Below are 19,794 nucleotides of genomic sequence, written 5' to 3' on the forward strand. Positions count from 1 at the left end.
TCCAGTAGTCGAGTCGACAGAGCGTCGAGTTCCAGCACCAAATCGTGACTTGCGTCACATGGGTAACCGGTGTTGTACCCGCCTGACCGAGAACGTCGAGGCAGGCTCGCACGCCGGTGAGCAGTTCGCGGACGCCGGGCCGGTCAGTTCCTCCCAGGCGGCCCCACAGATGTCGCCCCACAGAAGGCACCCGCGTGCGCACGGCTCAGCCGGGCAGTCGCTGCGTACGCCTCCACTTCCGGCGAATCGAGTTGCACCCGTCCAAGGGTCGGACGGGCGAGGGTCCGACCCCTGGAGCGGTCCTACGGCGTGCGCCACGTATATGTCAACGGCTCGACGACGCTGTGCCCTGCCGACTGCTCACCATCGGCAGGGCACGCCGCCTCACTCGGGCCGGGAACCGCCGGAGCGGCCACGCACGATGGCGAAGGCCGCCGCGGCCAGGCCCAGTACGCCCACGACCAGCCCGGCGACACCGAGACCGCGGGCGGTGGAGTCGCTGCTGTCGGAGGCTGCGGACGCGGAGGTCTTCGAGGGGGACGCGGAGGCGGTCGGCACGTCGGCCTCGTCCGACGCGTTCTTCGCGGTCAGCTTGAGGACCGGAGCCGGGTTCTCCGGCTCCTCGTCGCCCTGCGCCGCCTCCTCGATCCAGCGGACGGTCTTGCCGTCGGAGTAGGTCTGGAGCGTCTTGAAGGTCAGCTGGCCGGTGTCCTCGGGCAGCTGCCCGAAGGCGACGTCGAAGTCCTCGTAGTGCCCGGGGTCGATCTTGCCGCCGGTCCAGGTGACCTCGGAGACGGCGTCGGTGATGGTGCCGTCGTCGGTCTTGACCGGCGTCTTGAGCTTCGTGTTCGTGACCTTGGCGCTCCAGCCGTCGCGCGGGGAGACGAGGACGCCGAGGACGGGGTGGTCGGTGGGCAGGAAGACCTGGACCTTGGTGGTGGAGGCGGTGTCCTCCTCGTTGGGGACGCGGAAGGTCAGGACGCCGTCGGTGGCGCCCTTGGCGTAGCTGTCGGGGTGGACGGTGACGTGCGCGGAGGCGATGCCCGCGGCGGCCAGGACTCCGGCCGCGGCGAGAGCGGTGACGGCGCCGACGCGGCGCAGCGTGATGCGTACTCGGGACATGGGTGGGTCGATCTCCGTACTGGAAGGGCGTGTCGGGTCAGATCGGGTACGCGCTCCCGTGCGGCGGTCCGCGCCGCTGCACCGCGTGCCGCAGCAGGAGGCCTCTGAGCAGGCGCGGCCCGTCGGCCCACCGACGCGCTCCTACGACGTCCCGCACGTCCGGCACCAGCCGTACCCCGCCGCTCACCAGCCACCAGGCCATCAGGCCCGGCACGAGCGCTGCGGCCCGGCGCAGCAGCGACCACAGTGCGACCTCCCCGCGCTGCAGCCACCAGGTCAGTACCAGGGCCGCGGCGACGTGAGCGGCGGTGGCGTGCGGGGTCAGGGCATGCGCGTGGGACATGCGCATGCCCTGCATGCCCATCGTGGCGTGCGGCCGGGCGGCGCCGAACGCGAGGTGCAGTGCGCCCTGAGCGGTGACTGTGCCGATGCCGATGGCCGCCAGCGACCGCTCCCGGCGGCCCAGCAGGTAGCCGGCGCCGAAGACCGGCACGAACCCGGCGGCCTGCACCCACACGGGCGGTGCCATACCGATCGCCAGCGCGTGCCCCCCGGCGGCGAGCAGCACGCACAGCGCGGCGAACACCACCGCGCGCAAGCTCCGTACCGCCGGGGACGCACTCATGCCCCGATGCTGCCATGCGGCCGACGGATCTCTTCCCCCGCCTGGGCAGGAACACCACCACGGCGTCCGGTCCGGCGCAGTCCGCCTTCCTCTCAGCAGTCGGACCCGGGCACCGTCCGGTTCCCGGCACTGGCACAGAGGCCGGGACAAGCAAGTACGCCGGGAACAGGGCCGTCCTCGCTCTTCACCGCCCCGGCCGCACGGTCCGGCAGCGGATCGCGCGTCGGGTGTCAGCCGCCCTCGGCGAGACGGGCGGCCCACCTCTGCTCCACCTTGGCCAGCCGCCAGTACACCAGCGCCGCCGCCCACACGAGCACGAACAGGCCGACGATGATGTAGCCGACGTTGCCCAGGTCCAGGCCGGCGATCCAGCCGGTCACCGCGTCGCGCAGACCGAGCTTCTCGTGCAGCACTCCGACCAGTTCGATGGTGCCGATCAGGAAGGCGACCGCGATGGACAGGCCGGTGATGGCGAGGTTGTAGAACACCTTGCGCACCGGGTTGGAGAACGCCCACTGGTAGGCGAAGTTCATGAACGTCCCGTCGAGGGTGTCGAACAGGCTCATCCCCGCCGCGAACAGCAGCGGCAGGCACAGGATCGCGTACCAGGGCAGCCCGGCCGCGGCGCCGCTGCCCGCCATCACCATCAGGGTGACCTCGGTGGCGGTGTCGAAGCCGAGGCCGAACAGGAAGCCCAGCGGGAACATCTGCCCGGGCCGGGTGATCGACCTGGTGAAACGGCCCAGGATGCGGTTCATGAACCCCCGCGAGTCCAGGTGCTGTTCGAGAGCGGCCTCGTCGTACGTGCCGGAGCGCATCGCCCGGAAGACCCGCAGGATGCCGGATAGCGCCACCAGGTTGAGCGCCGCGATGAGGTAGAGGAAGGTCCCGGAAACCGTCGTGCCGACGACACCGAGCGTCTGGTGGGTACGGGAGTCGTCGTTCAACAGCGTGCCGGCGAGCTGCGCGCCGCCCGCGACCAGGGCGGCCATGGCGACCACCACGCTGGAATGGCCGAGCGCGAACCAGAACCCGACCGACACCGGCCGCTTGCCGTCGGCCATCAGCTTGCGGGTGGTGTTGTCGATCGCGGCGATGTGATCGGCGTCGAACGCGTGCCGCATGCCCAGCGTGTACGCGGTCACCCCGAGGCCGATCCCGAACGCCTTGGAACCGACCTCGTAGTGCCCCGGCACGACGAGCAGGAACAGGATGCCGAACGCCAGCACGTGCAGCGCGGCGATCACCGCCAGCAGCCCGGCGGTACGGACGGTGTCCTCGCGCCGCCATCGAAAAGCGGTGGGCACGTCGGGCCCGGTGGGCAGGGTCATACGGTCACGCTCCAGCACCTCGTGGATCACTTCGTGAAGTGCCGTGGCCGGTCTCCTGGCTGACGGGTGCGCGCGTCTTTCGTCCCGGCCTTCCCGTCCGCCCGGGGGCGGACAGTGACCGTGCACAACTGGGACGAAGACTCCCCGATCACAGTGGCGAGGGCCGCTCCGGCCTGAACCCCCCGAACCACGAGGGGCCGTCACCGGTCTTCCCGAACACCACGGCCCGCCCACCGTACGGGCGCCCCCTCACGCCTGGATACCTGCACAGCTGCGCAGGTATCCAAGATCACACTGCCGCCTGCGAGGATGCCTCCATGCATCTCGTCCCCGCCGAACGCGCAGACCGCCGCGCCATCGACGGCCACCGGGTCTGCGACGCCGTCGCCGCCATCGGCGAGCCCGACCACGTCCGCGCCTGGGCGGAGCGGTTCTCCCTGCTCTCCGATCCCGGGCGCCTCGCCCTCCTGATGGCCCTGCGCCAGACGGGTCCGCTCGCTGTCTCGGACCTCGCCATCGCGACCAGCCGGGCTCGGGCCCGGCCGACCAGAGCGGTCAGCGCGTCCGGTTGAGGGACGGTCTCCCGTTCGCCCCGCAGGGCGGCGGTGCCGCGGGCAGGGTAGATCAAGGTCCTGAGCCAGGGGTCTTCCAGGTGGGCGGCGATATTCCCGACGAAGACCGAAGGGATCAGCAGGAGACCGCCGCCGGCGAGGCGGACAGTTCCGCCCTCTCACACCGGTGCGGTGGGCGGGAAGTGCGTGGCGCGGAATTCGGCGAGGGTCTGCTCCACACCGGCGATGGTCAGACGCCAGAAGTCCCAGCCGTCGATCTTGTTGCTGCCGGTCGCGGCCCTGGCGGCGGTGGTCGGGGTGCGCCAGGGGCGGCCCAGGACTTTGAATTGGCCCTCGTGGTTCAGGACTGCCTGGTGCGCCTTCTTCTCGTGCCGGCCGGTGAGGGTGATGCCGACCTTCAGGTCGTCCGGGTCCAGATGTTCCAGCAGGTCTTGCAGGTCGACTCGGGAGCGTGTCGGGTCGATGGTGGGTGTGATGCCGGGCGTCGTTGCGGCCGGTGTGGGCGCGGCGGCGGGCCGGTCGCAGGCGCGCTGCAGGGCCAGGGCCATGGCGACTGCTGAGCTGTATGGCGCCTTGGGCCCCCACCTTGTCGTCGATCAGCTGCTGTATGGCGGGATCGTCCCCGTAGCGGGCGAGCACGCCGACCGCCCCCATGAGGCGGCTGCGGAGCGGGACGAGGTGGGAGTCGTTGAGCGCGAGGATCCGTATGGTTTCGTCGGCGCGGCACAGGCCGCGTTTCGCTTCGGCCTGCGAGTAGGGGGTGCTGCTGCGCCGGGCGTAGCCGGCGCTGTCGAAGCCGAGCAGGTCGGGGTCGCTGTGGTGGGCGGGGTCCAGGAGCAGCGGCTGTTCGCGGTCCAGGTCGTCGGCTGATGCGCGGGCGCGGGTACCGCCTATGACCGGCAACTGGCTGCCCTTGGCGCGGCCTTCCCGGACACCGTCGTAGCGGGCTCCGCCGCTGTTGCAGTGTCTGCAGGCGATGCCGTAGTTCGACACGTCGCAGGCCAGCCACCAGTGACCCGGGTGGCCGGGCACGTCGCGTACTGGGCACCGAAGATCTCGGCTCCCGCACCGAACCCGTGCTGCTCCGGGAACACGGCCACGGGAGGAAGATCCGGGGGCGCTCCTGGCTGAGGTCTCCCGGCCGTCAGGCGCGCAGCAGGGTGACGGTGCGCCCGGAGGGCGTGGTCTGCTGCGAGAAGGCGGTGCGCTCGTGGACCGGGGCTGCCTGCGAGCGGGTGTCGAAGACGACGAGGGTGCCCGTGGACAGCTCCATGCGGTCCAGGTAGTCGTCCAACTGTGCCAGCCCCTCGGCGAGGGGGTCGGTGCGGCCCTGGCGCCACACCTTCAGCTCCAGCGCCTCGCGCTGCACCGCCCGCGAACCGTCGGCAGCGGTGTACGGCTGGCGGATCAGCAGGTCCACGCGCCGCCGGCCGACCCCGTACTCCCGGTCGATGAAACCCGCCCCGTTCACGATCCGGTGCAGGTAGGCCATCATCACCAGCTGTGCTGCGGCCTCCGGGTAGGTCGAGGCGGTGGCCAGGATCTCGCCGTTCTCCCGCCAGAACTCGGCGAAGGAGCACAGCAGCTTGTCCATGTCGATCCGGCCGTCCGGCAGCCGGAAGCTGCTCGGGGCGGCGACGACCTGGCCCTCCGTGTTGTTTCCCAGGACCCGGACAATCACCTCCTGGTAGATCGGATTGGCCACCCGCACCGGCGCGTCCGGAGCGACCAGCCCCAGGTCACGCACGTACGCCAGATCGTCGTCGTACGTGTCCGTCGGCAGGAGCAGCTCGCCCGCGATCACCGGCTGGATCACCCGCCGCACCCGGTCCTCGCCCAACCTGGCGGCCAGCGAGTCCAGATGCGTCGCACGCGCCAGGATCAGCCGCTCCTTCGCCTCCTCCATGTGCTCGGCCGTGATCGGCGTGTCCGACGGCACCCCCATCTCCTCGACGACCTCCCGGGCCAGCGCGTTGACCAGCCACGGCTGTCCCTGGGTAAAGCTGAAGGCACGCTCCAGCGCATCCACCGTGAAATCCTGGCCCGTCTGCGTGGTGTGCTGCCCGTACAGCTCGGCGACCTCGGCCTCGGTGAAGTCGCCCAACCGCAGCGACGCCACCTTGATGTTGAACGGACTCGACGTACCAAGGCGCCCCGGATCCCCGCCCGAGGCCGCCTTGTAGTCACGCACATCCCGCAGCCCGCACAGCACCACCGCATGCGGGAAGCCGCCACGGCTGACAGTGAAGCCATCGCGCAACTGCGGCAGCACACTGCGCAGGCTCTCCCCCCGCAGCGCGTCGATCTCGTCGAAGAACAGCACCAGCGGACGCGGACAGCTCCGCACCCACTCAGCCAGCCCCCGCGTGAGCCGGGACCCGGGCACCGCGTCGGGCCTGGATGCGGGGGGCGCGAGCTCATCAGGAAGCCCAGCGGACTCCGCGGACCGCCGAATCGCCTCCAGCACCAGCAGCTCGGCCTGGCCGTAGTCCTCCCCGGCCACCTCCGCGCTCTCGCACGAGAAGTGCAGCGCTGCGTACCGGCCCGAGGGCGTCAGTTCCCGGGCCATCGCCGCCAGCACCGTCGTCTTCCCGGTCTGCCGTGGCGCGTGCACCACGAAGTACTGACCCTGCTCGATGTACCCGCGGGCCCTGGGCAGCCGCTCCTGGGCCGGCACCATGTAGTGACGCGTGGGGACGCACGGCCCGGCCGTATTGAAGTAGCGCATACCGCGCACGCTAGCCGACGGCACCGACAACCTGAGGCGACCGTGCACCCGACCACCGGCTACACCGCCCCGCACGGGCACGAGTGCCAGAGCAGCGGTGCCCCCGTGCGGGGATCACCCGGCGGGCAGACGCAGAAACGCGGCCAGCGCCCGCTGGGGTGCGGTGACCGCTGGAGCGCCTCCGGCGACCGCCAGGGCATGCAGGTCACCGCGGCACAGCTCTTCGCGTGCCGATCAGCTCATCCGGGGCACCGCTGTCGTCCCAGTCGGCCTCATGCATCCTGCCCTTGCCGAAGATCTCATCCGGGCTGGTGAGCGACCGAGGCGCGCACTGCGGCCAGTGCCTTGTTGGACAGTTTGGCCGCGGGTCAGGGGCCGGTTCCCCGCGACCACGAACGCCGGAAAGCGGCTGTACCTGCTTCGTCACGGCGGCAAGGAGTGGCTGGACGAAGATCGACACAGTCGCATCGCCGTGGAGACCCGCATGGGCCGCGAGGTCGCCGGCGTGGATGGTCTCCACTCGCACGTTGCCCTGGCCATGGAGCAGGAGATTGCCGATTCGCTGCAAAGCAGGTGGCTGCGCCGTTCGTGGTCGGCGAGGGAGGGCACTGGAAAGGCGCCATCTCCCACCGCTCTACCATTCGATCTTGAAAAGTGGTGGAAACCAGCAGGTCAAAGCCGCTCAGGACACGTCGACATAGTTTCGTTCATGAAGTTCATCTCGACCAAGAGTTTCATGCCGTTCGTCTGGTATCGCATCGCGCTCGGCATCGTCATCATCGCCCTTGTCGCGACGGGCGCGCTGAGCCCGCACGCGGCGGAGTCGGCGGGCTGACCCACCGACACCGGCCCGCCTCCGAGAGGACCTGACAGCTCACACCGCTGGGCACCGACCTGGTCACAGTGATGGGAGCGTTCCTGGACCGGTCCCGGCCGCGGGCCGAACAGCGGCTGCGCGCACGCGTGTTGCCACGAAAATCCGTGACCAATCACATACGTCCCGGGTAGCCGTCCGGTAGCGCAGTGTCAGTGCCTGCCCCTAGGCTTGTGGCATGTCCCCGGATTCCTTATCGCCTGGTTCCGTGCGTTCTGCCGCCGAGGTCAACGAGCAGATCCGTGCGCTGTGGATGCGCGCGGGCGGCTCCCTTTCGGCCCAGGAGCGCGCGGAGTACGAGCTGTTGGTGGTCGAGTGGGCGGCCGCGATCCGGAGCGGCGTCATCAAGGCGGCCTGAAGGCGGTTTGAAGGCGAGGGTCTTGAGCCCCTCGGCATGGGGCACCTTGCATACGCCCCGCACATGAAGGAGCCCCCGCCCCCAGCCCGAGCCCCCAGCCTCCTGCCGCCATCAGGCATCAGGCATCAGGCATCAGCCAACCCCCTCCATGAAGGCCACCATCCGCCGGTTGACGTCGTCCGCATGGTCGACCTGCGGTCCGTGGCCCGTGTTCGAGATAATCTCGGCCCTGGCGCCGGACACAAGGCGCGGTACGCGCTCCACCTGGCGCCGCGGGTGCACCAGAAGGCTTCGCCTGCCGAGGATCAGATGGAGCGGGGTGCGGACGCTGGAGAGTTCGGCGTCGGAGAGCGGGAGTGGGGCCGGACGTCGTATGCGGTAGGCGCGGACGCCCAGGCGGATCATCGTCCGCAACTCCGGCACGATCAGGACCGGTTGCTCCAGCAGGCGGGCCAGCCGGGGCCGCAGAGCCTTCGGGGCGAACGTCGCGAACAGGCTGACGAAGATCCAGACGAAGAAACGCAGACCGACCTTCTCCAGGCCGCCGGACGGGCACGGTCTCGGGTCGTGGTCTCGGGCACGGATGTCCATCTCCAGAAGCGATCACCTGTTCGTGATACGACCGTACCATCTATTTGGTACGGATGTACCATGACGGCGACGGATGTGGCCCGCCGCCGGGCCGCTCAGCTGGACCGAGGGCGAGGCAGGGAAAATGCCGAAGCGTGTGGATCACGCACAACGACGGACCGAGATCGCGGAGGCGCTCATCCGGGTCGCCGGGCGGCGCGGACTGCACGCCGCGGGGATGCGCGACGTCGCGGCCGAGGCGGATGTGTCGCTACGGCTGGTCCAGTACTACTTCGAGACCAAGGAGAAGCTGCTCATCTTCGGTCTGCAGCAGCTGGCGGAAAGGTTCGGGGAGCGGGTCGCCGCCCGGGTCGCGGCGGCGGGGGACGGTCCGGGCCCGCGCGCGGTCGCGGAGGCGCTGCTGATGGCGGCGTTGCCTGCCGACGAGGAGAGCCGCACCTTCCATTTCCTCTACACCTCGTACACCGTGCTGGCCGTGACGGACGAGGCGCTTGCCGCTCAGCCCTTCATCAGAAACCCCGATGCCGCCGAGCAGGCCCTGACCTCGCTGCTGCGGCAGGCCGGTGAAGCGGGGCTCCTGTACCCCGGCGCGGACGCGCAGCTGGAGGCGGTCAGCCTGCTCGCCATGTCCGCGGGGCTCGGCACGAGCGTCCTCGTCGGCCAGCGCAGCCCGGAGGCGGCCGCCAAGGTGCTGCACCACCATCTGGACCGGATCTTCCAAGGTGCGGCCGACTGAGCGCTCGCCACCGTTCGTGACCCGGCCGTTCGTGACCCAGACGTTTTGATCCAGCCTCGGTGTCCGTGCGCCGTGGGCCTCGAACGGCGTGCGCGGGCGCGGAAGTTGGGTTGAGGCGAGGTCTGGCGAATGCGAAGTCGGGTTGATGCCGCACACCCCCTTGGCCGGGCACGCCCCATGCCCAACACTGATCCAATGACGCAGCGCGTGGAGCTCGCGACCGTGATGGACCGGCTGGCCGTGGACGAGGTGGTCACCGACTACGCGGCGGCCGTGGACGACGGCGACTGGGAGGCGTACCGGGGGCTGTTCACGCTCAAAGGGCGGGCGGACTACCGCTCGGCCGGCGGCATCGAGGGAAGCTCCGGCAAGGTCGCCGCCTGGCTCGCCGAGAGCATGCTGCTGTTCCCGATGCGACAGCATCTGATCGTCAACCGGCGGGTGCGGTTCGGGATCCTGGATCAGGACGCAGGCGACACCGCGCGCGTGCGGGCGGATTACATCAATCCGATGCGGTTCGCGGCGGACGGAGGGGAGTCGGCCGCTCCCGACTTCGTGTGCGGCGGCCGCTACGCCTTCGGGCTGCTGCGGACGCACGACGGCTGGCGGCTGAGCGAGGTCGTCGTACAGGAGAAGTGGCGCCGTCTCCCCGAGCCGCACGCCGCCTCCGCGGCCGACTGACCCGGGGGCCCTCTGTCCACGGGCATCGACAGCACGCACACTGGAGCCACCACTGGGTAGGGAGGTGCCGTATGAAGACCTTCGGTCCGTGGCTCGCCTCCCCGTGGCGGCGCTCGGCGATCGCCGTACTGGCGGGCGCCCTGCCCGTGTTCGCGTTCCCCGCCCCGTCGCTGTGGTGGTTCGCCTATGTCGCCCTGATCCCCTGGATCGTGCTGGTCCGCTCCGCGCCGACCGGGAAACGGGCGGCCTACGACGGCTGGTGCGGCGGGTTCGGCTACCTGGTGGCCGTGCACCACTGGCTGCTGCCGAGCCTGCATGTGTTCATCTTCCTCATCGCCGCGCTGCTGGGCGCACTGTGGGCCCCGTGGGGCTGGCTCGTGCGGCGCCTCCTGAGCGGGGTGCCCGGGCCGGGGCGGGTCATCGCCGCCCTCGTCGTGCTGCCGTCGGCATGGCTGGCGGTCGAGCTCGTCCGCTCCTGGCAGGGGCTGGGCGGCCCTTGGGGCGTCCTCGGCTCCAGTCAGTGGCAGGTGCAGCCCGCGCTGCGGCTCGCGTCGGTCGGCGGGGTGTGGCTGCTCAGCTTCCTGGTCGTGGCCGTCAACGTGTCGTTCGCCGTGCTGGTGTCCGTCCGCGAGTCGCGGGTTCCGGCAGTGGCGGGCCTCGTCGCGACCGCCGCCGCGACCTCGGCGGCCTGGGTGTGGTCCCCGCGCCCCGATGTCGACGGCCGGGTGCGGATCGCCGTCGTACAGCCCGGCGTCATCGACGGCGCGGACAGTGCCGACCGGCGCTTCGACCGCGAGGAGCTGCTCACCCGGCAACTCGCCGGACAGAACGTCGACCTGGTCGTCTGGGGCGAGAGCAGCGTCGGTTTCGACCTCGGCGACCGGCCCGACCTCGCGAAGCGGATCGCGGCTCTCTCACGCGCGACGGGAGCCGGCATCCTCGTCAACGTGGACGCCCGCCGCTCCGACAGGCCCGGTATCTACAAGAGTTCGGTGCTCGTCGGCCCGGACGGCCTGACCGGCGACCGCTACGACAAGATGCGGCTCGTGCCGTTCGGCGAGTACGTGCCCTTCCGCTCGGCGCTCGGCTGGGTGACGTCCGTCGGCAAGGCGGCCGGTGAGGACCGCCAACGCGGCACGGAGCAGGTCGTGATGAACGTCGGGCACGGGCTGCGCGTCGGCCCGATGGTCTGCTTCGAGTCGGCGTTCCCCGACATGAGCCGCCATCTCGCGGACGACGGCGCCGACGTGCTCATAGCCCAGTCGTCGACCTCCAGCTTCCAGCACAGCTGGGCCCCGGAGCAGCACGCTTCGCTCGCCGCGCTGCGCGCCGCCGAGACCGGCCGCCCCCTGGTGCACGCGACACTGACGGGAGTCTCGGCCGTGTACGGGGCGAGCGGGCAGCGCCTGGGCTCGTGGCTCGGCACGGGCTCCAGCAGCGCGCAGGTGTTCGACATTCCGCTGGCGCACGGCACCACCGCGTACGTCCGCCACGGTGACTGGCCGGTGCACGCCGCCCTCCTGATCCTCGCCGTGTGGTGCGCGAGCGAAGGCGTACGGACCGTCCGGCTCAGGCGGCCCGGTCCTGAACCGCACGTACCACCCGCTCGCACAGTTCGTGAGTCGCCAGTGCGTCCCGGGCGCTGAGCACCTCGCCCGCGCGCACGGCGTCGAGGAAGGCGTGCACCGCTTGCTCGATGCCGCGCTGCCGGGCCACGGGCACCCAGTCACCGCGCCGCCGCACGGTCGGCTGGCCCTTGTGGTCGATCACCTCGGCGAGGTTGACCACCTGACGCTTGGTGTCCTGCCCGGACACCTCCAGGATCTCCTCCGCCGAACCGCTGAGCCGGTTCATCACGCCCAGCGCGGTGAACCCCTCGCCGGCCAGCTGCAGCACGACGTGGTGCAGGAGCCCGTCCACGACGCGGGCGCGCACGGTCACGTCGTCGACAGGGCCGGGCGCCAGGAAGCGCAGCGTGTCCACGACGTGGATGAAGTCGTCGAGGATCATCGAGCGCGGTTCCTCCGGCAGCCCGATGCGGTTCTTCTGCATGAGGATCAGCTCGCGCGGGTGCTCGGCGCACTGCGCGTACCCGGGGGCGTGGCGCCGGTTGAAGCCGACGGCAAGGGAGACCTCGCGCTCCTCGGCGAGCGTCACCAGCCGCTCGGAGTCGGCGAGTTCGTAGGCGAGCGGCTTGTCGACGTAGGTCGGCACGCCCGCTTCCAGGAGGCGGGTCACGATCTCCGGGTGCACGACGGTGGGGGCGTGCACGAAGGCGGCGTCCAGGTCCTGGGCGAGCAGTGCGTCCAGGGTGGTGTGCCTATGGTCGGCCGGGAGGTGGAGGCCGTCGCCGACGCGGTCGAGCGTCGCCGGCGTCCGGGTCTGCAGATGCAGCTCGACGCCGGGCAAACCGCCGACCACCGGAAGGTAGGCCTTCTGCGCGATGTCGCCGAGTCCGATGCAGCCGACCTTCACGGGGCGATCTCCTAGCGGTTGCCTGCCGGGGTTCTGCCGGAAGCATACGGCTGCTGCGGCGGCGGCCGCCGGTCGGCGAGGGAGCCGAAGCCGCGCAGCGGCAGCGCGGGCGCGGCCTTGGCAGTACGGCGATCGCCGTGTCGCGTACGGCCATGCGCGCCCGGTTGCCCGTCATGTTCAGGCGCGCGACATCGACAGCGCCGGGACACCGGCCCTGGAGGACGTGCGGTCGGGGCTGCGGGAACTGCCGGGCGGCATGTCCGGCGGCTGAGAAAACTCGTGGTCGGATCGGAGCGGCTGGGAAAGGATGTGGTCATGACGACCGAACGGCACGAACCCGCGACAACCGCCGACGAACGCACCATGCTGGACGGCTGGCTCGACTACCACCGGCAGACCCTGGCCCAGAAGTGCGAGGGCCTGACCGACGAACAGCTCAGGACCGCTTCGGTGGACCCCTCCAACCTGTCGCTCATGGGACTGGTGAGGCACATGACGGAGGTGGAGCGATCCTGGTACCGCCGGGTCCTCGACAACGAGGACGCACCACCCCTCTACTTCAGCTACGAGGACGACCCCGACGGCGAGTTCCGCCTCACCGAATCGGACACCTGGGAGCAGACGTACGCGGCCTGGCAGGCCGAGATCGCGATCGCCCGGAGCAACGCGGCCCGCCTCACCCTGGACGACATCTCCAAGGGCAAACACCGGCGCACCGGTGAGCGCTTCAACCTGCGCTGGATCCACACCCACATGATCGAGGAGTACGCGCGGCACAACGGCCACGCCGACCTGATCCGCGAGCGCATCGACGGTGCCACGGGCGACTGACGTCACCGGGCCCGGGTGCGCGGCCTCCGTACGGGGCGGGAGATCACCCGTGCGGGGCATCCTGCACCCGTCCGCTGTCCGCCTGGCCACCAAAACCGACATTGTTGCCGGGTGCAGCGAACGACAACCACCGCAATACTCCTGGTCACTGTGGCTGTCTCGGCCCTCACCGGCTGTGTAACGGTCCAGCGCCCACCCGCGCCCGGGCCGCCGACGACGCCGTCCCTGCCGTCTGCGTCGCACACCGCCGACGCGGCTGAGCCGCAGATCGTGCAGGCGCCGGCCCGTGAGGCACTGGAGATGATCGGCCCGTCCCGGCGGGCGGAGCCCAGGGCACCCGAGCGGCACGGGCCGCCGGCCACGGCCCGGCAGCAGCCGGTACCTCGCCCGCCTCGGCACTCCCGTCCCCGGGTGGCGCATCCGGATTCCGGGCACCAGCGGCAGCCGCGCGTCGAGGCCCCGGACACGGGTGGTCCGGTCACGAAGGGGACGGATATGTGCGCCCTCGGCAGGCAGTACGGGGGCTGGCGGGCGGGCAGTCCGGAGGCCATCATCTGCGAGCAGACGTACGGGAGTTGAAGCGGCCGCGACGCGTCCGGCTAGAGCCGCTGCCGCGGCGGCCCCCGCCATCCGTCCCCGTCCGGCCCGCTCTCCCCCAGCCGCAGTTCCAGGCGCTCGATGGCCGCCCTCACCCCGTCCCCGTAGCTGTCGTCGCCCAGCGCCCCGGCCGTGTCGCGGGCACGGCGCAGATGGGTGCGGGCGGCTCCGCCGCGGCCGAGCTTCACGTAGTCGGCCGCCAGGTTCAGATGCAGGGACGGGCACAGGGCGCGCACCGCGAGCACGCTCCCGTGTCCGGCGAGCCGGTCGTCCGTGAGTTCCTCGGCGGCCGTCAACGCCCTGAGGTCCCAAGCCAGTTCGTCCGCGGGATCGTCCTGGGCGTCGGCCATGTAGTGGGCCAGGGTGCAGCGGTGCAGCGGGTCGCCGTCCTCGCCGATCTCGGCCCACAGCTCCAGGTAGCGGTGCCGGGCCTCCTCGCGGTCGCCCGCGTGATGCAGCATGACGACCTGCCCGATCCGCGTCATCACGGCATCCGGTGCCGCCTGCTCCTGTCCCTTGGCCACGCTGCCCTCCGGGGCGTTGTCGGTTTGTCCGTTCCCGACGCTAATTGGCTGGGGCTGGAATCCTGGTCAGGCTGCGCCGTTGTGCCGAGGGCCGGTCACTGCCGGCCGGTGGGGCCGGTCGCGCCCACGCAGCGGAGCCGCGTATCGACACAGCCCCGCGCCCGTGGGAACTGCCGCGCCGGCAGCCACGAACGTCAGCCCAGGTTCGGAATCGTCCAGTCGATCGGCTGGTGGCCCTGGGCCGCGACCGCGTCGTTGATCTGCGTGAACGGGCGGGAGCCGAAGAACTTCTTCGCGGACAGCGGCGAGGGGTGCGCGCCCTTGACCACCGCGTGGCGGCTCTCGTCGATCAGCGGGAGCTTCTTCTGCGCGTAGTTGCCCCACAGCACGAAGACCACCGGGTCGTGCCGGTCGGCCACCGCACGGATCACCGCGTCGGTGAACTTCTCCCAGCCGCGGCCCTTGTGCGAGTTGGCCTCGCCGCCGCGCACCGTGAGCACCGCGTTGAGCAGCAGGACGCCCTGCTGGGCCCACGGCATGAGATAGCCGTTGTCCGGGATCGGGGTGCCCAGTTCCTGGTTCATCTCCTTGTAGATGTTGCGCAGGGAGGGCGGGGTCTTCACTCCGGGACGTACCGAGAAGCACAGTCCGTGGCCCTGGCCCTGGCCGTGGTATGGGTCCTGGCCGAGGATCAGGACCTTCACCTCGTCGTAGCGCGTCGCGTCCAGGGCGGCGAAGACCTCCTCGCGCGGAGGATGGACCGGCCCCTTGGCCCGCTCCTCCTCGACGAACTCCGTCAACTCCTTGAAGTAGGGCTGCTGCAGCTCGTCGCCCAGGACCCCGCGCCAGGACTCGGGCAGCATGGCGATGTCGGTCACGTCAACTTCCTTACGGTGTGCGGCGAACGGTGGCCCTGGAGGTGTGCTCACGTCCAGGCCTCAGAACCTACAGGCGGGCACTGACAATCGGCCCGGCCACCGCACAGACCAGGCGCTACCAGCTGGTCTTGCGGTAAAGCTCCCACATCAGCATGATCGTCGACGGGTCCAGCGCCCGCTCCGCCCCGGAGATCTCGTCACTCGCGGCCACGAACTGCTTGCCCTGCCACAGCGGCAGCAGCCGTGCGTCGTTCACGAGGATCTGCTGGGCCTGCTCGAAGTCCGAGACCACGTCGGCCCGGTCGCTTTCGCTGCGGGAGCGGGGCAGCAGCACCCCGGTGATCTCGGGCGCCGGATACGGCGTGCCCAGCGCGTTCTGGTTGCCGACGAACGGCGCGATGAAGTTGTCGGGGTCCGGGAAGTCGGGAGACCAGCCGCGCCCGAACACCGGATACTCACCCTTCTGGTAACCCGTCACATACGTCTTCCAGGGACGGCTCCTGAGGGTGACCGTGAAGAGCCCGGAGTCGTCCAGCTGGCGCTTGATCTCCGCGAACTCCAGCTTGGTGGAGGAGCCGTAGCGGTCGCTGGTGTACCAGAGGGTGAGCGGGACGCGCTGGGTGATGCCCGCAGCGGTGAGGATCTTGCGGGCCTTGGTGGCGCTGGGGCTTCCGAAGTCGTCGAAGAAGTCGGTGGTGTGGCCGGTCAGGCCCTTCGGGACCATGGAGTACAGCGGCTCGACCGTGTCCTGGTAGACCTTGTGCGCGATCGCGCCGCGGTCGATGACCTGCGCGACGGCCTTGCGGACCGCGGCCTTGGCGGCCCAGGAGTCCTTGGGGTTGAACACCAGGTAGTTGATCTCGGTGCCGGCGCCCTCGACGAGCTGGACGTTCCCGCCGGCGTCGTGCTTCTGGAGGTCGACGATGTCGTCCGCGTTGATACCGCGGAAGGCGACGTCGAGCTTCTTGTCCTTCAGCGCGGTGACCATGGAGGCGGAGTCCTGGAAGTAGCGGATGGTCACCGCGTCGTTCCTGCGCTCGGCGTATCCCTTGTAGCCGTCGTTCTTGACGAGTTCGGCCTTCTTGCCTTCTTCGTACGCATGGAGCGTGTAGGGCCCGGAGCCGTAGACCTTGTCGTCCTTGCGCAGGGAGCCGGCCGGGTACTCCTCGGGGTCGACGATCGACATGGCCGGCGTCGCGAGCACGAACGGGAAGGTGGCGTCGGGCTTGTTGAGATGGAAGACGACGTCCCGGTCGCCCAGCGCCTGCACCCGGTCGAGACTGCCGAGCAGGCCGGCGGGCCCGCCGTTGACGTTGATCCGGCGGATCCGGTCGATGGAGTGCTTGACCGCTTTGGCGTCGAGCGTGTGCCCGTCGGAGAACTTCAGTCCCGAGCGCAGCTCACAGGTGTACACCGTGTTTGATTTGTCCGAGAAGCGGCAGTTGTCGGCAGCGTCCGGCTGCGGGGTGGTCGCTCCGGAGGGGTAGCTGAGCAACGTCTGGTAAATGTTGCGGAACAGTTCCCAGGACTGGTCCCAGGAAGCGGCGGGATCCAGCGTGCTGGGCGCACTGGTCGTCCCGACGACGATGGGTCCCTTGTCGTCGGAGGAGCCCGACGACAGGATGCCGCACCCGGCCACCAGCGACGATATGGACGCGATGGCCGCCACTCGCCGCAGACCTCGGTTCCGGTTGAACACGCGCTCGCTCCTCGCTCGTCCCCGCCAAGGGTCGGCAGACCATACCGCAGTGCCGCGAGGGTTGAACCCGGTTGGCACAGGGCCCTTGATCAGCTCGTTCATGACGACGTTGTCATGTGGCTGCGCCCTTCCCGTGCGACGACAAGGGCGCCGTTTCCGTCAAGGAAACGGCGCCCTTGGGTGCCCGATCGTTACGTTCGCAACGGGTCGCGTCAGGAGACGCCGGCGTTCAGGAAGATGCCGCCGTCGACGACGATCGTCTGGCCGGTGACCCAGGCGGACTGCCCGGAGGTGAGGAACGCGGCCGCGCCACCGATGTCGGAGGGCACGCCGAGCCGGGCCAGCGGGTAGGCGGCGGCCGCCTCCTCCTCCCGGCCCTCGTAGAGAGCCTTGGCGAACTGGGTCTTCACCACGGCCGGGGCGATCGCGTTGACCCGCACCTTGGGCGCGAACTCGTGCGCCAGCTGCTGGGTCAGGTTGATCAGCGCGGCCTTGCTGACGCCGTACGCGGCGATGAAGGGCGAGGGCGCGAGACCCGCGACGGACGCGATGTTCACGATCGTCCCGCCGTTGTCCTTCTGCCAGGCGTGCCAGGTCTTCTGCGCGAAGCCGAGCGCGGAGATCACGTTGGTCTCGAAGACCTTGCGCGCGACGTCCAGGTCGAGGTCGGCGATCGGGCCGAACACCGGGTTGGTACCGGCGTTGTTGACCAGGTGGTCGACGCGGCCGAATGCCTCCATCGTGCGCGCGACGACTTCGCTCTGGTGGCCCAGGTCGTGCGCCTTGCCGGCCACGCCGATGACGCGCTCGGCGCCGAGCTTCTCGACGGCCTCCTTGAGGGCGTCCTCGTTGCGGCCGGTGATGGTCACACGGTCGCCGCGGGCGATCAGCGCCTCGGCGACGCCGTAGCCGATGCCACGGCTGGCGCCCGTGACGATGGCGACCTTGCCGGAGAGTTCGGGCAGTTCAGTCATGGGGTCGTGTTCTCCTAGTCGAGCGGTCCGCCGGCGACGTACAGCACCTGGCCGGAGACGAATCCGGCCGCCTCGCCCGCGAAGAAGGCGATGGCGTTGGCGATGTCGTCCGGCTCGCCGACCCGCGCCACGGGGATCTGAGTGGCGGCCGCGGCCTTGAAGTCCTCGAAGCCCATGCCGACGCGGTCGGCGGTGGCCTTGGTCATCTCGGTGGCGATGAACCCGGGGGCGACGGCGTTGGCGGTGATGCCGAACTTGCCGAGCTCCTTGGCGAGGGTCTTGGTGAAGCCCTGCAGACCGGCCTTGGCGGCCGAGTAGTTGACCTGGCCGCGGTTGCCGAGCGCCGAGGACGAGGACAGGTTGACGATACGGCCGAAGCCGGCGTCGACCATGTGCTTCTGAACTGCCTTGCACATCAGGAAGGCGCCGCGCAGGTGCACGTTCATGACGGTGTCCCAGTCGGAGACGTTCATCTTGAACAGCAGGTTGTCGCGCAGCACGCCCGCGTTGTTGACGAGGATGGTCGGCGCGCCCAGTTCCTCGGCGACGCGCGCGACGGCGGCCTCGACCTGCGCCTCGTCGGAGACGTCGGCACCGACCGCGAGGGCCTTGCCGCCGGCCGCGGTGATCTTCTCCACGGTGTCCTTGCAAGCGGCCTCGTCGAGGTCGATCACGGCGACCGCGTGGCCCTCCGCGGCCAGTCGTACGGCGGTGGCGGCACCGATGCCGCGCGCCCCTCCGGTGACCGCGGCGACCCGCTGCTCAGTGGTGGACATGTCTGCTTCTCCTCGCCCTCGAGAAAGTAGGCCCGCTCGAAAGTACGTCGGCTGGAAAGTACGTCGACCCGACTCTACGCCCGCTGGGTGAGCGACCGCTTAGTACCTTCGGCAGACGTGACGCTAGAAGGCCTGGCACTCGGTGTCAACGGCACGCGGCGCCGGTGTGATCCATTACCTCACCAGCAGGTCGAGCAGGCGCTCCGTTTCGGCCGCCGGATCGGCGGTGAGCCCAGTGTGCACCGGACCGGGCTGGACGACCGTGGAGCGCGGCGCGATCAGCCAGCGGAAGCGCCGTCCGGCGTCGTCGCCCGCGGCCTGGCCCGCCGCGTCCCCGCCGCCGCACACGCCCTCGACGGCGTCGAGGGCGGCCCGGATGCCGGCCACGTCCGCGCCCGGGTCGAGGGCCAGCAGCCGCGCCTCGTCCAGGTGGGTACGGGCGCCCACATAGGCCTGGGCGCGGCAGTACAGGAGCACCCCGGCGTTGATGCACTCGCCACGCTCGACACGCGGCACGACGCGCAGCAGGGCGTACTCGAAGACATCCCGGTCGTTGGCCTCGCTGCCCCTGATGATGTGGCGCTCGACCACATGTCCGGCCATGTGGATGTGGCGCTCGCTCACTTGCTCTCCTCGATTCCGGTCACGCGCTCGTGGACGGCGGCGGCCCGGGCGAGCAAGGGGCGCGCATACGCCCGTCTGAGGTCGTCCGGTGAGCCGAAACCGGGTTCGTCGGTCAGCCAGACGTCTGGGATCTCGGCGGTGACCTCGGCCAGCAGGTCCTCGGTGACGCGGGGTGCCAGGTCGGCGGCGGCGCCCGCGAGATCGGGCGCGAAGCGGGCGAGGGTGTGGTCGGAGGCGTCGTAGGGGCGGAGCGCGGAGGCCTCCGCGCCGGGCCAGTTGTGGTGCCAGATCATCGTGGCGCCGTGGTCGATGAGCCACACCTCGCCGCGGTGCATCAGCAGGTTGGGGTTGCGCCACGAACGGTCGACGTTGTTCACCAGCGCGTCGAACCAGACGATCCGCCCGGCCTCCTCGGGGCTCACGCGGAAGGCGAGCGGGTCGAAACCGAGGGCACCGGAGAGGAAGTCCATGCCGAGATTGGTGCCGCCGCTGGACCTCAGCAGCTCCTGCACCTGCTGGTCGGGCTCGCCGAGCCCCAGCACCGCGTCGAGGCCGATCGTCACCAGTCGCGGCACCCGGAGGCCGAGCCGACGGGCGAGTTCACCGCAGACGACCTCGGCGACCAGCGTCTTGCGGCCCTGTCCGGCGCCGGTGAACTTCATGACGTACGTCCCGAAGTCGTCGGCCTCGACGAGTCCCGGCAGCGATCCGCCCTCCCGCAGGGGCGTGATGTAGCGGGTCGCGATCACTTCCTTGAGCATCGCCCCAGGCTACTGGGGAGGCGGTGGGCCCCGGGCG

General features: G+C 70.3%; 21 protein-coding genes, 2 pseudogenes and 1 riboswitch. Of the genes and pseudogenes, 9 read left to right on the forward strand and 14 right to left on the reverse strand.

Features of this window, described 5'->3' with window-relative positions; genetic code table 11:
• Positions 1-384: 384 nt before the first annotated feature.
• From OOK07_RS06255 to nicT, 3 genes are all read right to left on the reverse strand, one after another.
• A complete protein-coding gene (locus OOK07_RS06255; RefSeq protein WP_266795420.1) occupies positions 385-1,122 on the reverse strand; it encodes a YcnI family protein in 738 nt (245 codons plus the stop codon).
• A gap of 37 nt (positions 1,123-1,159) precedes the next feature.
• Positions 1,160-1,747 carry a hypothetical protein gene (locus OOK07_RS06260; protein ID WP_266795422.1) on the reverse strand — a complete coding sequence of 196 codons (588 nt, stop codon included), beginning with the start codon at positions 1,745-1,747 and terminating at the stop codon, positions 1,160-1,162.
• A gap of 230 nt (positions 1,748-1,977) precedes the next feature.
• Positions 1,978-3,078 (reverse strand): Nickel transporter NicT, encoded by a 1,101-nt coding sequence (nicT, locus tag OOK07_RS06265; RefSeq protein WP_266801904.1) that lies wholly within the window; start codon positions 3,076-3,078, stop codon positions 1,978-1,980.
• A 28-nt stretch (positions 3,079-3,106) separates the two neighbouring features.
• A riboswitch (cobalamin riboswitch) is annotated at positions 3,107-3,317 on the reverse strand.
• Positions 3,318-3,395: 78 nt separating this feature from the next.
• On the opposite strand from nicT, the gene OOK07_RS06270 reads away from it, so the two are divergent.
• Positions 3,396-3,650, forward strand: coding sequence for a transcriptional regulator (locus tag OOK07_RS06270; protein WP_406311250.1), 255 nt, complete (start codon positions 3,396-3,398; stop codon positions 3,648-3,650).
• Between the two features lie 158 nt (positions 3,651-3,808).
• Here OOK07_RS06270 and OOK07_RS06275 read toward each other — a convergent pair whose 3' ends face one another.
• The gene (locus tag OOK07_RS06275) at positions 3,809-4,198 is read right to left on the reverse strand and encodes a restriction system modified-DNA reader domain-containing protein (RefSeq protein WP_266795424.1); all 390 of its coding nucleotides are present in this window, start codon (positions 4,196-4,198) and stop codon (positions 3,809-3,811) included.
• Here OOK07_RS06275 and OOK07_RS06280 point away from each other — a divergent pair.
• Positions 4,197-4,520 carry a hypothetical protein gene (locus OOK07_RS06280; protein ID WP_266795426.1) on the forward strand — a complete coding sequence of 108 codons (324 nt, stop codon included), beginning with the start codon at positions 4,197-4,199 and terminating at the stop codon, positions 4,518-4,520. The genes OOK07_RS06275 and OOK07_RS06280 overlap by 2 nt on opposite strands.
• Positions 4,521-4,794: 274 nt before the next feature.
• On the opposite strand, the gene OOK07_RS06285 is transcribed toward OOK07_RS06280, so the two are convergent.
• Positions 4,795-6,378: an ATP-binding protein gene (locus tag OOK07_RS06285; protein WP_266795428.1), complete on the reverse strand. Its 1,584-nt coding sequence runs from the start codon at positions 6,376-6,378 to the stop codon at positions 4,795-4,797.
• 697 nt (positions 6,379-7,075) lie between these two features.
• Between OOK07_RS06285 and OOK07_RS06290 the strand changes: the two are divergent.
• Together OOK07_RS06290 and OOK07_RS06295 are read left to right on the forward strand one after the other, a co-directional pair.
• Positions 7,076-7,213 (forward strand): annotated as a pseudogene (locus OOK07_RS06290) (undecaprenyl-diphosphatase); the annotation flags it as partial.
• 217 nt (positions 7,214-7,430) lie between these two features.
• Positions 7,431-7,610 carry a hypothetical protein gene (locus OOK07_RS06295; protein WP_266677706.1) on the forward strand — a complete coding sequence of 60 codons (180 nt, stop codon included), beginning with the start codon at positions 7,431-7,433 and terminating at the stop codon, positions 7,608-7,610.
• A gap of 132 nt (positions 7,611-7,742) precedes the next feature.
• Here the strand turns inward: OOK07_RS06295 and OOK07_RS06300 are convergent.
• Positions 7,743-8,156, reverse strand: a pseudogene (locus OOK07_RS06300) (alpha/beta fold hydrolase); the annotation flags it as partial.
• A 169-nt stretch (positions 8,157-8,325) separates the two neighbouring features.
• Here OOK07_RS06300 and OOK07_RS06305 point away from each other — a divergent pair.
• The 3 genes from OOK07_RS06305 (at position 8,326) to lnt (ending at position 11,264) form a co-directional block, all read left to right on the forward strand.
• Positions 8,326-8,937: a TetR/AcrR family transcriptional regulator gene (locus OOK07_RS06305; RefSeq protein ID WP_266795429.1), complete on the forward strand. Its 612-nt coding sequence runs from the start codon at positions 8,326-8,328 to the stop codon at positions 8,935-8,937.
• Positions 8,938-9,132: 195 nt separating this feature from the next.
• Positions 9,133-9,618 (forward strand): nuclear transport factor 2 family protein, encoded by a 486-nt coding sequence (locus OOK07_RS06310; protein ID WP_266677710.1) that lies wholly within the window; start codon positions 9,133-9,135, stop codon positions 9,616-9,618.
• A 71-nt stretch (positions 9,619-9,689) separates the two neighbouring features.
• The gene (gene lnt / locus OOK07_RS06315; protein ID WP_266677712.1) at positions 9,690-11,264 is read left to right on the forward strand and encodes an apolipoprotein N-acyltransferase; all 1,575 of its coding nucleotides are present in this window, start codon (positions 9,690-9,692) and stop codon (positions 11,262-11,264) included.
• Here lnt and OOK07_RS06320 read toward each other — a convergent pair.
• Entirely contained in the window at positions 11,188-12,093 is a 906-nt protein-coding gene (locus tag OOK07_RS06320) for a Gfo/Idh/MocA family protein (RefSeq protein ID WP_266677714.1), read from the reverse strand. The two genes, lnt and OOK07_RS06320, sit on opposite strands and share 77 nt — an antisense overlap.
• Before the next feature lie 315 nt (positions 12,094-12,408).
• Between OOK07_RS06320 and OOK07_RS06325 the strand changes: the two genes are divergently transcribed.
• Both OOK07_RS06325 and OOK07_RS06330 read left to right on the forward strand, forming a co-directional pair.
• Positions 12,409-12,924 (forward strand): DinB family protein, encoded by a 516-nt coding sequence (locus tag OOK07_RS06325; protein WP_266795431.1) that lies wholly within the window; start codon positions 12,409-12,411, stop codon positions 12,922-12,924.
• Positions 12,925-13,035: 111 nt separating this feature from the next.
• Positions 13,036-13,503 (forward strand): hypothetical protein, encoded by a 468-nt coding sequence (locus tag OOK07_RS06330; RefSeq protein WP_266795433.1) that lies wholly within the window; start codon positions 13,036-13,038, stop codon positions 13,501-13,503.
• Positions 13,504-13,523: 20 nt separating this feature from the next.
• On the opposite strand, the gene OOK07_RS06335 is transcribed toward OOK07_RS06330, so the two are convergent.
• The 7 genes from OOK07_RS06335 to OOK07_RS06365 all read right to left on the reverse strand — a co-directional run bounded on the left by OOK07_RS06335 (position 13,524) and on the right by OOK07_RS06365 (position 19,757).
• On the reverse strand, positions 13,524-14,045 hold the full coding sequence (locus OOK07_RS06335; protein ID WP_266677720.1) for a hypothetical protein: 522 nt from the start codon (positions 14,043-14,045) through the stop codon (positions 13,524-13,526).
• Positions 14,046-14,239: 194 nt separating this feature from the next.
• Positions 14,240-14,923 carry a uracil-DNA glycosylase gene (locus OOK07_RS06340; RefSeq protein WP_266795434.1) on the reverse strand — a complete coding sequence of 228 codons (684 nt, stop codon included), beginning with the start codon at positions 14,921-14,923 and terminating at the stop codon, positions 14,240-14,242.
• A gap of 115 nt (positions 14,924-15,038) precedes the next feature.
• A complete protein-coding gene (locus tag OOK07_RS06345) occupies positions 15,039-16,622 on the reverse strand; it encodes an ABC transporter substrate-binding protein (protein WP_266677724.1) in 1,584 nt (527 codons plus the stop codon).
• 212 nt (positions 16,623-16,834) lie between these two features.
• Complete coding sequence (locus OOK07_RS06350; protein WP_266677726.1) at positions 16,835-17,596, reverse strand: SDR family oxidoreductase; 762 nt, start codon at positions 17,594-17,596, stop codon at positions 16,835-16,837.
• A 14-nt stretch (positions 17,597-17,610) separates the two neighbouring features.
• Entirely contained in the window at positions 17,611-18,372 is a 762-nt protein-coding gene (gene fabG, locus OOK07_RS06355; RefSeq protein WP_266795437.1) for a 3-oxoacyl-ACP reductase FabG, read from the reverse strand.
• 174 nt (positions 18,373-18,546) lie between these two features.
• Positions 18,547-18,975, reverse strand: coding sequence for a DUF3037 domain-containing protein (locus OOK07_RS06360; RefSeq protein ID WP_266683371.1), 429 nt, complete (start codon positions 18,973-18,975; stop codon positions 18,547-18,549).
• Between the two features lie 17 nt (positions 18,976-18,992).
• Positions 18,993-19,757: a HipA family kinase gene (locus tag OOK07_RS06365; RefSeq protein ID WP_266795438.1), complete on the reverse strand. Its 765-nt coding sequence runs from the start codon at positions 19,755-19,757 to the stop codon at positions 18,993-18,995.
• Positions 19,758-19,794 lie beyond the last annotated feature (37 nt).

This window comes from Streptomyces sp. NBC_00078 (assembly GCF_026343335.1).
GTDB lineage: Bacteria > Actinomycetota > Actinomycetes > Streptomycetales > Streptomycetaceae > Streptomyces.